The organism is Curtobacterium sp. MCBA15_004, from assembly GCF_001865055.2.
Lineage (GTDB): Bacteria > Actinomycetota > Actinomycetes > Actinomycetales > Microbacteriaceae > Curtobacterium.
This window is the reverse complement of sequence record NZ_CP126266.1, coordinates 1,034,813-1,047,036: the sequence shown is the minus strand read 5'-3', so window position 1 is coordinate 1,047,036 and position 12,224 is coordinate 1,034,813. Positions and strand designations below refer to the sequence as shown.

The 12,224-nt window shown below is 72.4% G+C and carries 8 protein-coding genes and 1 tRNA gene; 3 read left to right on the top strand and 6 right to left on the bottom strand.

The genetic code is table 11. The features are described 5' to 3' along the window. Positions 1–106 precede the first annotated feature (106 nt). A complete protein-coding gene (locus tag QOL16_RS04980; RefSeq protein WP_065959622.1) occupies positions 107–1,309 on the top strand; it encodes an aminotransferase class I/II-fold pyridoxal phosphate-dependent enzyme in 1,203 nt (400 codons plus the stop codon). A 137-nt stretch (positions 1,310–1,446) separates the two neighbouring features. Here the strand turns inward: QOL16_RS04980 and QOL16_RS04975 are convergent, their stop codons facing one another. The 4 genes from QOL16_RS04975 to QOL16_RS04960 all read right to left on the bottom strand — a co-directional run bounded on the left by QOL16_RS04975 (position 1,447) and on the right by QOL16_RS04960 (position 7,152). Then, positions 1,447–2,550, bottom strand: a complete 1,104-nt coding sequence (locus tag QOL16_RS04975) for a carbon-nitrogen hydrolase family protein (protein ID WP_139266348.1) — start codon at positions 2,548–2,550, stop codon at positions 1,447–1,449. 77 nt (positions 2,551–2,627) lie between these two features. Continuing rightward, positions 2,628–2,704, bottom strand: a tRNA-Met gene (locus tag QOL16_RS04970). Between the two features lie 63 nt (positions 2,705–2,767). Beyond that, entirely contained in the window at positions 2,768–5,761 is a 2,994-nt protein-coding gene (locus QOL16_RS04965; RefSeq protein WP_175473055.1) for a UPF0182 family protein, read from the bottom strand. A gap of 281 nt (positions 5,762–6,042) precedes the next feature. Next, positions 6,043–7,152 carry a PDZ domain-containing protein gene (locus QOL16_RS04960; RefSeq protein WP_065959624.1) on the bottom strand — a complete coding sequence of 370 codons (1,110 nt, stop codon included), beginning with the start codon at positions 7,150–7,152 and terminating at the stop codon, positions 6,043–6,045. Positions 7,153–7,316: 164 nt separating this feature from the next. On the opposite strand from QOL16_RS04960, the gene QOL16_RS04955 reads away from it, so the two are divergent. Beyond that, a complete protein-coding gene (locus tag QOL16_RS04955; RefSeq protein ID WP_065959625.1) occupies positions 7,317–8,720 on the top strand; it encodes a zinc-dependent metalloprotease in 1,404 nt (467 codons plus the stop codon). Between the two features lie 60 nt (positions 8,721–8,780). Next, positions 8,781–9,638: a TOMM precursor leader peptide-binding protein gene (locus tag QOL16_RS04950; protein ID WP_065959630.1), complete on the top strand. Its 858-nt coding sequence runs from the start codon at positions 8,781–8,783 to the stop codon at positions 9,636–9,638. On the opposite strand, the gene QOL16_RS04945 is transcribed toward QOL16_RS04950, so the two are convergent. Further along, positions 9,529–11,289 (bottom strand): ATP-dependent helicase, encoded by a 1,761-nt coding sequence (locus tag QOL16_RS04945; protein WP_071249621.1) that lies wholly within the window; start codon positions 11,287–11,289, stop codon positions 9,529–9,531. The two genes, QOL16_RS04950 and QOL16_RS04945, sit on opposite strands and share 110 nt — an antisense overlap. After that, positions 11,286–12,221, bottom strand: a complete 936-nt coding sequence (gene nudC / locus QOL16_RS04940; protein WP_071283345.1) for an NAD(+) diphosphatase — start codon at positions 12,219–12,221, stop codon at positions 11,286–11,288. Before nudC ends, QOL16_RS04945 begins: the two co-directional genes overlap by 4 nt. Positions 12,222–12,224: the final 3 nt, after the last annotated feature.

The window sequence follows — 12,224 nt, the reverse complement described above, 5'->3', positions numbered from 1 at the left end:
GGGCTGTGGATGAACGCCGGGGGTTGTCCGAGGTCCGTTAGCGTGAGGGCGTCGACCGCGGCGGCCCGTCGGGCAGCGGGGACACGAGCGCGACGGAGGCGACCGCATGGACCGGACCGGACCCTGGCTGCGCGCGGCGGAGGGCGCGATGCTGCTCGGACCCGACGGCGTCCCCGCGCCGACCGTCTTCGCCGAGATGAGCGCCCTCGCAGCGGCGACCGGCGCGATCAACCTCGGGCAGGGCTTCCCGGACGAGGACGGTCCCCGTGAGGTCCTCGACGCCGCCGTCGACGCCATCCGCCGAGGCGCGAACCAGTACCCGCCGGGGCGCGGTACCCCGGACCTCCGGCAGGCCGTCGCCGAGCACCAGGAGCGGTGGTACGGGCTCGAGGTCGACCCCGACCGGCAGGTGCTCGTCACCGCCGGTGCGACCGAGGCACTCGCCGCGACGCTCCTCGCGTTCGTCGAGCCCGGCGACGAGGTCGTCACCTTCGAGCCCTTCTACGACGCGTACGGCGCGCTCATCCGACTCGCCGGCGGCACGCACGTCACCGTTCCGCTGACCGCACCGGACTTCCTGCCCGACGAGACCGCCCTCCGCGCCGCGTTCTCCGACCGCACCCGTGCGGTGCTCGTGAACACGCCGCACAACCCGACCGGGCGGGTGCTCCCCCGCGAGGTCCTGCAGACCGTGGTCGACCTCGCGACCCGGCACGACGCGGTCGTCATCACGGACGAGGTGTACGAGCACCTGACCTTCCGGGTTCCGCACCTGCCGATCGCGACCCTGCCCGGCGCGGCCGAGCGCACGGTGTCGATCTCGAGTGCGGGCAAGACGTTCAACACCACCGGGTGGAAGATCGGGTGGTTGACGGCACCGGCCGACCTCGTCGAGGCGATCGTCTCGGTCAAGCAGTACCTGACCTTCGTCAACGGCGCCCCGTTCCAACCCGCGGTCGCGACGGGGCTCCGGCTGCCCGACGCGGTCTTCGCCGGCATCGCCGCCGAGCTCGCCGCGAAGCACCAGCTGCTCGCCGGCGGCCTGCGCGCGGCCGGTTTCGAGGTGCTCGAGCCCGACGGCGGGTACTTCGTCCTCGCCGACGCCGCACCGCTCGGGTTCACCGATGCCCGCGAGCTGTGTCTGCGCCTACCCGAGCTCGCCGGGGTCGTCGGCGTGCCGGTGTCCGCGTTCGTCCGGCCGGACCACGCGGCCGGCTACCGGTCCCTCGTCCGGTTCGCCTTCTGCAAGCGCCGCAGCGTGCTCGACGAGGCCGTCGCCCGGCTCGGGGCCCTTGCCGCCGCCCGCTGAACAGCCAGCGGCCTGCGGGCTGCGGCCTGCGGGCAGTCGGCAACGGGCAGCCGACAGCCGCCCGCGTTCAACCGCCAGCGGCCTACGGCCTGAGGTCAATCAGCAGCGGGCAGCGGGCGGCGGCCAGCGGGCGGCGGTCACCCCCGCGGGACCACGTCGTAGCGGCGGAGTCCGAGTGACGGGTTGACGGCCCGCACGGACGCCGTCGTGGCGGTGTCGACGGTCGCCACGAGCACCCCCGGCACGGCGCCGGCGGCCGCCACCGCGACCCCGGACGGGTCGAGCACCACCGAGCCGCCGATGCCGACGGGAGGCGTCTGCCCGACGCCGACGACCCAGACGGTGTTCTCGACTGCGCGGGCGGTGAGCAGTGTGCGCCAGTGGTGCTCCTTGCCGGGGCCGCGCACCCACTCGGCGGGCACGAGGACGACGTCCGCAGCGCCGGACTCCTCGCCGGCCAGGCGGCGCGTGACCTCGGGGAAGCGCAGGTCGTAGCAGGTCTCGAGGCCGACCCGCACGCCTGCGATCGTGAAGACGGGCAGCTGGTCGGTGTCCCCGGCCTCGATCCGGTCCGACTCCCTCGAGCCGAACGCGTCGTACAGGTGCACCTTCCGGTAGACCGCGGCGACCGACCCGTCCGGCAGCACGGCGACGAGCGTGTTCCGGAACCGCCGGGCCACCGCGAGCCCGTTCACGTCCGCGAGCCCGGTCGCGTCCGTGTCCGCGTCGGCCTCGGTGCCCCCGACCCCGGTCGGGTCGTCGGCAGAACCGACGGCCTCTGCCACACCGACCACGAGCGCGATGCCCGTCGTCCGGGCGATCTCCCGCAGGCCGGACACGAACGGCCCGTCGAGCGGCTCCGCGCTCGCCACGAACCGGTCGTCGATCTCCGCCGTGAAGTACGACGTGTACTCGGGCGTGACCAGCAGGTCCGCGCCGCGGGCAGCGGCGTCCTCGGCGGCGGTACGGACGGTCGCGAGGTTCGCTACCGGGTCGTCGACCGGGGCGAACTGCGCGGCGGCGATCGTCAGGGTTGCCATCCGCCGAGCGTAGCGACCCCCACCGATGCCGAACCCGAGCCGCAGCCGCAGCCGCAGCCCGAACCCGAACCCGAACCGCAGGCCCAACCCGAACCCGACCCCGAACCCGAGTCGCAGTCCCAACCCGAACCCGAACCCGAACCCGAGCCGCAGCCCGAACCAGAGCGAGAGCCAGAGCCGGAGCCAGCCGGGTCCCGACACGACCCGAGGCCGACCGGACGGGACTGGAGAACGACGAAGGCCCCGGTCCGACTGGACCGGGGCCTTCATGTGACGCTTGGTTGCGGGGGCAGGATTTGAACCTACGACCTCTGGGTTATGAGCCCAGCGAGCTACCGAACTGCTCCACCCCGCGGCACGTTGAACAGCCTACACAGGCCCGTGGCGGGGCACAAATCGTGTGCCCCGCCACGGCGTGTCACCCGGCGTTCTCGGCTGCGGTGGCCGCTTCGATCGCGGTCTGCAGGCGCTGGTCGGCCTCTGCCGCGGCGACGAGATCGTTGCGCGCGTACGCCTCCTGCCGGTCCTGGAGCGCCGCCTTCGCGTCCGCCAGTGCCTGCTGCAGCGTGGAGTTGCCCGAGGTGCCGGACCCACCGGTCGCACCCGAGCCCCCGGTCGCGCCGGACCCGGCACCGGTGTCCCCGCCGGTGCTGCCGCTGTCGCCGCCCTGGTCGGAGCCGGTGTCCGTGGAGCCGGTGTCGGACGACCCCGAACCGGCTGCGCCCTGGTCGCCGGCGGCCGCACCCGAGTTGCCACCGAACAGGCTGTTCAGGGCCTCGTCGAGGGTGTCCTCGAACGCGATCTTGTCGCCGAAGGCCACGAGCACCTTCTGCAGCAGCGGGTACGAGCCGCTCGACGTCGACTGCACGTACACGGGCTGCACGTACAGGAAGCCGCCACCGACCGGGAGCGTGAGCAGGTTGCCCTGCTTCACGGTCGAGTTGCCCCGCTTCAGGATGTTCAGCTCCTGCGACACCGTGGTGTCACCGTTGAACAGGCTCTGCACCTGCGCCGGACCCGGGATGTTGTCGGTCTTCGGCATCGTCAGGAGCGTGAGCTTGCCGTAGTTGGAACCCTTCTCGCCCTTGCCCGCACCACCCGCGTCGGAGTCCACCGCCAGGTACCCGGTCAGCACGTTGCGGTTGTTCGACCCCGCCGACTGCTGCGGGATGTAGGTCGTGTACAGCGAGTAGGCCGTGTCCTGCCCGGGCACCTTCATCGTCAGGTAGTACGGGTCCTGCAGGTTGCCCCGCGAGGCGGTCGTCTGCGTGCCCAGCGCGTTGGTGGTCGTCTGCTGCGTGTCCGCCGTGTCGTTCTCGGTCGTCCCCGAGGTGGTCTCCTGCGGGGTGTTCCACGCGTCGTCGCCCGAGTAGAACGAGTTGGCGTTCGTGACGTGGTACGTGCCGAGGATCGACCGCTGCACCTTGAACAGGTCGGTCGGGTACCGCACGTGGTCGAGCAGCTCGGCGCTCATCTGCGACACCGGCTCCATCGATGTCGGGAAGATCTTCTGCCACGTCTTGAGCACCGGGTCGGAGGTGTCCCACGCGTAGAGCGTCACCTTGCCCGTGTACGCGTCGACGGTGGCCTTCACCGAGTTGCGGATGTAGTTCACCTGGTCGGTCCGGAACGCCGACGACTCGGTGCCGTTGATGCTGTCGGACAGGCTCTGGCTCTGCGAGTACGGGTAGGCGTCGCTCGTGGTGTACCCGTCGACGACCCACTGGATGCGGTGGTCCACGATCGCCGGGTAGGCGTCGCTGTCGAGCGTCAGGTACGGGGCGACCTTCTGCACGCGCTGGATCGGGTCACGGTCGTACAGGATCTGCGAGTCCTTGTTCACCGCGTTCGACAGCAGGATCTGCTCCGACTGGAACTTCGCCGCGTAGACCAGGCGGTTGAAGAAGTTCCCGAGGCTCGGGCCACCCTCGCCGCTGTACGTCGTCGTGGCGTTGCCGCCGTTGTCGTCGTCGGACCCGGACGGGTAGTCGAGCTCGACGTTCTTCGAGCCCTTCGGGCCACCGACGATCGAGTACGGCGGCGAGGTCTCGCCGAAGTACACGCGCTCCTGGTAGTCCCCGAGCGCGCCGTTCGAGGGGATGCCCGACTCGAGGAAGACCGGCTTGCCGTCGCTCGCGCGCTGGTTGCCGTAGGCCGCGGTGACGCCGAAGCCGTGCGTGTAGACGAACGTGCGGTTGTACTGCGTGTTCGCCTGCGCGCTGAGGCCGTCGAGGTCGATGTCGCGCACCGCGATCACGGTGTCCTCGGTCTGGCCCTTGACGTCGTAGCGGTCGACGTCCAGCTCCTTCGGGAACTGGTAGTACTGCCGGTACTGCTGCAGCTGGCTGAACGTGTCGGACACGATCTTCGGGTCGATCAGGCGGATGTTCGCCGTGGTCTGGGCGTCCTGCGCGAGGGCGCCGGAGCTCGCCTCGGTCGTGGCGTCGTAGTTCTGCTCCTGCACGTCGGAGACGTCGTAGGCATCGCGTGTCGCCTTGATGTTCCGCTCGATGTACGCCGACTCGAAGGTCCGCTCGGAGGGCTTCACCTGCAGTCGCTGGACGACCCAGGGGTAGATGCCGCCGATGACGATCGCGGCGACGAGGAGCAGACCGGTGCCGACGACGGAGATCCGCCAGCGACCGATGACCGCGGTGACGATGAACAGGACCGCGACGATCGCCGCGATGCCGGCCATGATCTCGCGACCGGGGATCACCGCGTTGACGTCGGTGTACTGCGCACCCGTGATGAGCGGGTTGTCCTTCGTCAGCGCCGCGTACTGGTCGAGCCACAGGCTCACGGCCTGCAGCGCGACGTAGACCGCCGCGGTGACGGCGAGCTGGATGCGCGCAGCGCGGGAGATCCGGACCTCGCGGCCACCGAAGCGGAGCGCACCGTAGAGGTAGCTGGCGGCGAGCGCCGCGATGCCCGCGATGAGCACGACCGCGGACGAGTACGCGACGACGGAGCGCCAGAACGGCAACTCGAACACGTAGAAGCCGATGTCCAGCCCGAACTGCGGGTCGGTCTTGCCGAACGGCGTCCGGTTGAAGTACTCGAGGACCATGCTCCACCGGCCCGCGGTCGAGAGCCCGGCGAAGACGCCGAGGACCGCCGGGATGCCGATCATCACGGCACGGCGCAGCGGTTCGATGACCTGCTGGTAGCGGTCGAGCTGCGAGTTGAGCTTCGCGTAGACCGGCCGGAACCGGAAGGCCAGCGCGATGCTCACGTACACCGGGATCGCCATGCCGAGGAACCCGGCGACGAACATGGACGTCCCCGCGATCCAGCGCGTGGTGAGGACCTGCTGGAAGCCGAGCTGCGCGAACCACGCGTAGTCGGTGTACAGGCTGGCGAAGATGAAGAAGCCGATCACCAGTGCGGCCAGCACGATGATCGTGACCACGATCGGGACCCGCGGCGATCGCCGCCCCGAGGGAGAAGGGCCCGAGGTGGACGAGGTTGTCGTCACTTGATGTGCTCCAGACGTGTCGGACCGGCGGGCCCGGCGCGGCGGGCCGTCAGTGCGTCGATCCTATTGGTCCCTGCCGACAGTGAAACTGTGCGGGGACTCAGGAACGTGCACCGCGCCTCCCGTCCGGTTCCGGTGACGGCCTGGAGGCGCGACCCGGCCCGCCGGGGCCGGTCACGTCGCCGACGTGGCCGGCTGCTGCCCCCGTGGTCGCGTCAGGATCCGCAGCGCGCGAGTCCGGCGGTGCTCTTCCCGGCGGCGATCGTCTGCAGGTCGGTGACGGCCTGGTCGAGCGTCGCGACCTTGTACACGTCCAGCCCGTCGGGGACGTGGCCGACGACCTCGCCGCAGTTGTCGGCCGGCGCGAGGAAGACCGTCGCTCCAGCCGCCTTCGCGCCGTACAGCTTCTGTCGGATGCCGCCGATCGGACCGACCTGCCCGTCGGCGGTGATCGTGCCGGTGCCCGCGACGTGCTTGCCGCCGTTGAGCTCGCCGGGTGTGATCTCGTCGATGATCCCGAGCGCGAACATCATGCCGGCGGACGGCCCACCGACGTCCTGCAGCGCGATCTCCACCTCGAACGGGAAGTCGTACCGCTCGGTCACGCCGACCCCGAGGAGCGCGGTGCCCTGCTCTTCGCGCGGGGTGACCCGCAGCTGCTCCGAGGTGCCGTCGCGGTCCACGGTGACCGTGGCCGGCGAGGACGTGCCGTGCTCGGCGACGGCCTTCCGCAGGCTGCCGGCGTCGACGTTCGTCGTGAGCTGCGTGCCGTCGAAGGCGGTGATCACGTCGCCCTTGCGGATGACGCCGTCCGCTGCCGAGCCCTCCTGCACGGAACCGACCTCGAGCTTCGTCGGGAGGTCGTACCCCTGGTGGACGAGGGCGGCGGCCACCGCGGACTGCTGGGACGACTGCATGTCCGCGGCGTCCTGTTCGTTCACCTGCTGGGTCGTGGTGCCCTCGGGGTAGATGGCGCTCGCGGGGATGACGGCCTCGGAGCGCGAGAACAGCGCCCGGATGACGCTCGTCCAGGACGGCCGGTTCGTGGCGTCGCCCTGGATGCCCACGGTGAGCATGTCGAGTGCACCCGCAGTGTCGTAGGTCTTCGTGCCCCTGATCTGGATGAGTTCGACGTCCTTCGCGTCCTTGCCCGTGCCCTGCCGCTGCGTCCCGATGGTGTTGTAGACCGGCCCGGGGACCTCGATCAGGTACGGGCTCGGCAGGAAGCTCGCCAGGAGCCCGAGCACCACGGCACCGATCACGAAGGCCCAGCCGACCGTGCGGGAACGGGAGCGGCGACGGGGGGCCGGGGCGAAGAGGGTCACGGACGTCCTTCCAGGGGCGGTGCGCGCGTCCGGGGCGGTGGGCCGCCACCGGGGGCGGGACCGGCGCTCGAGCGCGGGGCTGTTCGCCCTCGGCGCAGCGCTCCGGGCGTCCCCACGGGGGCGTCCCAGGCGCGGTCCCGTGAGCAGCGATTAGCGTAGTCGGCATGCCTGATCAACCGCAGCCGGGGCCGGACGACGACTTCCAGGAGATGCTGCGCAAGCTGCTCTCCGGAGAGGGCCAGATCGACCCGTCGCAGCTCGCCGGCGCGGCCGGGCTCCCGAACGACCCCGCGTTCGTCGCGAACCTGATGAGCCAGCTGCAGCGCGCGGCGCAGTCGGGCGGTGACGGCATCGACTTCTCGGTCGCGGCCGAACGCGCGACCGCGATCGCCCGCGACGGTGGGCACGCCGTCGACCCGGCCACCGCGCACGCGACCGACCAGGCGTTCCAGGTCGCCGCGCTGTGGCTCGACGAGGCCACCACCGTGCCCGAACTCACGGCCACGCCGAGCACCTTCACGCGTGAGCAGTGGGCGAAGGCGACGACGCCGGTGTGGGCGCAGATCGCCGAACCGGTCGCACTGAGCATCTCGAACGCGCTGACCGAGGCGATCGAGCAGCGGGCGCCCGAGGAGCTCAAGGCGATGCTCGGCGACGTCTCGAAGGCGATGCGCGGCGTCGGCGGTGCACTGTTCGCGATCCAGCTCGGACAGGTCGTCGGGCAGTTGTCGAAGGAGGTCGTCTCCGGCGGCGACGTCGGTGTGCCGCTCCTCGACGAGCAGGTCGCCGCGCTGGTGCCGCAGAACGTCGCCGAGTTCGCGGAGGGCCTCGACGTCCCCGAGGACGAGGTCCGCATCTACCTGGCGGTCCGTGAGCTCGCCCACGCGCGGCTGTTCCGCTCCGCACGCTGGCTGCGGCTGCACATCATCTCGTCGATCACGGACTACGCGCGGGGCATCCACATCCCGTTCGACCGGGTCGAGGAGCTCGCGTCGGAGATCGACCCGACGAACCAGGAGCAGCTGCGGGACGCCCTCGCGTCCGGCGCGCTCATCCCGCCGCGGACCGCGGAACAGGAGGCCGCCCTCGGACGCCTCGAGACGATGCTCGCGCTCGTCGAGGGCTGGGTCGACACCGTGACCGCCGCCGCCACCGTGCGCCTGCCGAAGTCCGACGCCATCGCCGAGATGGTCCGCCGTCGCCGTGCCGCCGGCGGGCCCGCCGAGTCCGCGTTCGCGACACTGGTCGGGCTCGAGCTGCGCCCCCGTCGCCTCCGCGAGGCCGCGGCGCTGTGGCAGCGCGTGACCGACGAGCTCGGCGCCGAGGACCGCGACGCCCTCTGGGCACACTTCGACGCCGTCCCGACCTCGGAGGACGTCGACGACCCGGAGGCGTTCGTGCTCCGGCTCCGCAACCCCGGGCACTCGGCCGAGGACGACGCGTTCGACAAGGCACTCGCCGACCTGCTCGCCGACTCCACGGGCGACCGACCGCACGAGGACGAGCAGGGCGGCGTCGAGGACCCGGACGGCCCCTCGACCCCCGGGGACCCCGACTCCTCCCGCTGAGTTCTCCACAGATCCGGACCCGCCGCCCCACCCGGGCGGCGGGTCCGGCAGCGTGGGGGCATGGGCATCCGCATCGACCCCACGCTCGAGTTCGTCTGGCGCGATCCGTCCACCGTGCAGCTCGGGGTCGACCCGCCGCGTGCCGTCGTGCCCGTGCCGACCACGGCCGAGGAACGCTTCCTCTGCGCTCTGCGGCGCGAGACGAACCGCGACGCCCTGGCCGCCCTCGCGCGGACGACCGGGTGCCGTCCGGAAGTGGCTGCCCGGCTGCTCGGGACCGCATCGCCCGCCGTCGTCGACGTCCTGCCCGAACCGCTCGCGCGCGTCGAGGTGCACGGCGCCGGGGCCCTGGCCGACCACGTCGCCGACCTGCTGTCCGGCGAGGGCGTGACGGTCGCCCGTACCTCGGCACCGCGCGGTGGACCGGTCCCGCTCCCCGACCCCGACCCGGCGATCGCGCTCGTGGTGGCCGACCACGTCGTCGACCCGGCCGTGCGGTCCGCGTGGACGCGTCGCGGGACGCCCCACCTCGCGCTCGTCGTCGGGGACGGCCGGATCCGGCTCGGACCGGTCGTGGTCCCGGGTGACGGACCGTGCCTCCAGTGCGTGGAGTACGCCCGCGTCGACGCCGACCCGGCGTGGCCGGCCGTCGCGGCGCAGGTGTGGGGGCGGCCCGCGGCGGCGCTCTCGCCCTGGCGGTCCGCGGCGGTTGCGGCCGCGGCGACCCGGGTGGTCGTGCGGCGGCTGCCCCACCGGACGCAGCGGCCGGACACCGACCAGGTCGTGTTCGACCGCGACGACCTCGCCGTCACCGTGGTGCCGGTGACGCCCCATCCGCGGTGTGCGTGTCGAGCGCTGCCAGGAACCGACTCGGGGCCCGGGCTCCCCCACGCGTGGAACCCTGTCGCGACCACGTGACCGTGACCGACCGCCGTGCACGGGTCAGCCCGACGTAGAACAGCCGGCGCTCCTCGTCGACCTCGGCGTCGGTCGTCGCGTGCGAGATCGGCAGCAGGCCCTCGGCGGCACCGACCACCACGACGTGCGGCCACTCGAGGCCCTTGGACGAGTGCAGCGTCGCGAGCGTCACCGCGTCGAGCTCGGGTTCGTGGTGGGTCGCCGCGCGGTCGACCAGGTCCTGGGTGAACTGCTGCATCGTCGTGCCCGCGGGGGCGGACTCGGCGAGCCCCATGATCGCCTGCAGCGCTTCCCACTGTGCGCGCACGGCTCCGGTGCCCTCGGGCGGGGTCGGCGTCCAGCCGCTGAGCTGCAGCACGAGCCCGACGCGTCGGGTGAGCTCGTCGTCGGTCTGCCGGACGGCCTCGCCCCGCATGTGGTGCACGGCGAGCTTGACCTCGGGGCGCTCGAAGAACCGGGTGCCGCCCTGCACCCGGTACGGGATGCCCGCTCGGCCGAGGGCCGACTCGAGCGCGGCGGACTGGGCACCGACGCGGAACAGCACCGCGCAGTCGCCGTACGCCGCCCCGGCGCCGACGACCTCGGTGATCCGCCGGGCCACGGTCTGTGCCTCGTCGCCGTCGTGCACGCACGCCAGGACCTCGGGCTCCGGTCCGGGCTCGGTCGTCTGCGCCACCAGGTCGAGCGCACCGGGCTGGCCGCGCATGAGGGTGTTCGCGGCGTGCACGACCTCGCGGGTCGACCGGTAGTTGCGCTCGAGGCGCAGCACCGTGCCGCGGGGGAACTCGGCGCCGAAGCCGAGCAGGTACCGGCTCGACGCCCCGGCGAACGAGTAGATGGTCTGGCTCGCGTCGCCGACCACGCACAGGTCGTCCCGGCCGCCGAGCCACGCCCGGAGCAGGTCGTGCTGCACCGGGGAGACGTCCTGGTACTCGTCGACCACGAAGAAGCGGTACTGCTGCCGCACGTACGACGCGACCCGCGGCTCGGACTCGACCATGCCGAGCGTCGCGAGCAGGACGTCCTCGAAGTCGAGCTGCCGCCGGTCGTCCTTCAGCTGTTCGTAGGCCCGCATCAGGTCGACGACCCGACGGGGTGGGGTGTCCCGGGGCATCACACGGTCGACGGCGGCGGCCTCGTACTCCTCGTACGAGAGCATCTGCACCTTGCGCCACTCGACCTCACCCGCCAGGTCGCGGAGCACGGGGGTGTCCACGTGCAGCCCGACGGCGTCGGCCGCGTGCGCGATCACCCGGCCCTTGGACTCGACGATGCGCGGTGCGTGGCCACCGACGGTGTCCGGCCAGAAGTAGCTGAGCTGCGACATCGCCGCGGCGTGGAAGGTCCGTGCCTGGACCGTCCCGGCGCCGAGCGCCCGCAGCCGGGACCGGAGTTCCCCCGCCGCCCGGGTCGTGAAGGTCAGCGCGAGGACGTGGTTCGGCGAGTACGTCCCGGTCGCGACGCCGTAGGCGATCCGGTGGGTGATCGCGCGGGTCTTGCCGGTCCCGGCCCCGGCGAGCACGGCGACCGGTCCGAGGAGCGTCCGCGCGACGGTCCGCTGTTCGGCGTCGAGCGCGTCGAGCAGCTCGTCCGGCGAGGGCGGCCGCGGAGCACCGGCGACCGCGGCGGTGCCGTCCCGTCCGTCGTTCACGGCAGGTCCAGCGGCCCGCCGTACCACTCCTCGATGACGGCGCGGGCGATCGACGTGCGGCCGGGCAGCAGCAGGGTGTCGCCGGCGCGCTCCCGGATCTCGTCGCGGGAGAACCAGCGGACGTCGAGGATCTCGACGCCGTCCGGTCGGGCGGTCGAGGGGTCGCCGTCCACCGCGCGGGCGCGGAACCCGACCATGAGCGACGCCGGGAACGGCCACGGCTGCGAGCCGAGGTACTCGGGCTCCTCCACGTGGACCCCGGACTCCTCCCAGACCTCGCGACGGACGGCGTCCTCGAGCGACTCCCCCGGCTCCACGAAGCCGGCGAGCAGCGAGTAGCGGCTCGCGTCCCACGCGGCGTTCGAGCCGAGCAGGATGCGGTCGTCGGCGTCCGTGACGCCCACGATGATCGCGGCGTCGGTCCGCGGGAAGTGCTCGTGGCCCTCGGGGTCGCGGCGCACCCACCCGCCGGTCACGACGGCGGTCGGCGAACCGGTGCGCGGGGAGAACCCGTGCACGGCGTGCCAGTTCGCCATCGCCACGGCCTCGACGGCGAGGCCCTGGTCACGCGCCGAGAGCTCGGTCCCGAACATCCGGAGGCTGCTCCACGCGTCCTCGTCGGGCTCGATCGCGGTCGCCGTGGCCGCGTCGACGAGGGCCGCCACGAACCGGGTCCCCGCCGGGGCGTCGGGTGCGTCGGCCACGGCGCGGCCGAGGTACAGCGTCACGGTGCCCTCCGGGACGGCGTCCGCGTCGACGAAGCGCAGGGCACCGTCGGGTGCGCGCAGCAGCTCGGCGCCGTGGACGGGCAGCCAGCGCGTCGACGGGTCGGCGCGCAGGACCTGCTCGAGGTCCGGGGTGGAGCGGTACTCCGCGTCGCGGTCGAGTTCGTTGCGGGACAGCGGCAGCCGGGCGGCGAACTCGTCGGTCACGAC

What these genes read in the sequence shown, in the direction of transcription:
- QOL16_RS04980 (WP_065959622.1), top strand. Translation starts at nt 107, where the DNA reads ATGGACCGGACCGGACCCTGGCTGCGCGCGGCGGAGGGCGCGATGCTG.
- QOL16_RS04955 (WP_065959625.1), top strand. Translation starts at nt 7,317, where the DNA reads ATGCCTGATCAACCGCAGCCGGGGCCGGACGACGACTTCCAGGAGATG.
- QOL16_RS04950 (WP_065959630.1), top strand. Translation starts at nt 8,781, where the DNA reads ATGGGCATCCGCATCGACCCCACGCTCGAGTTCGTCTGGCGCGATCCG.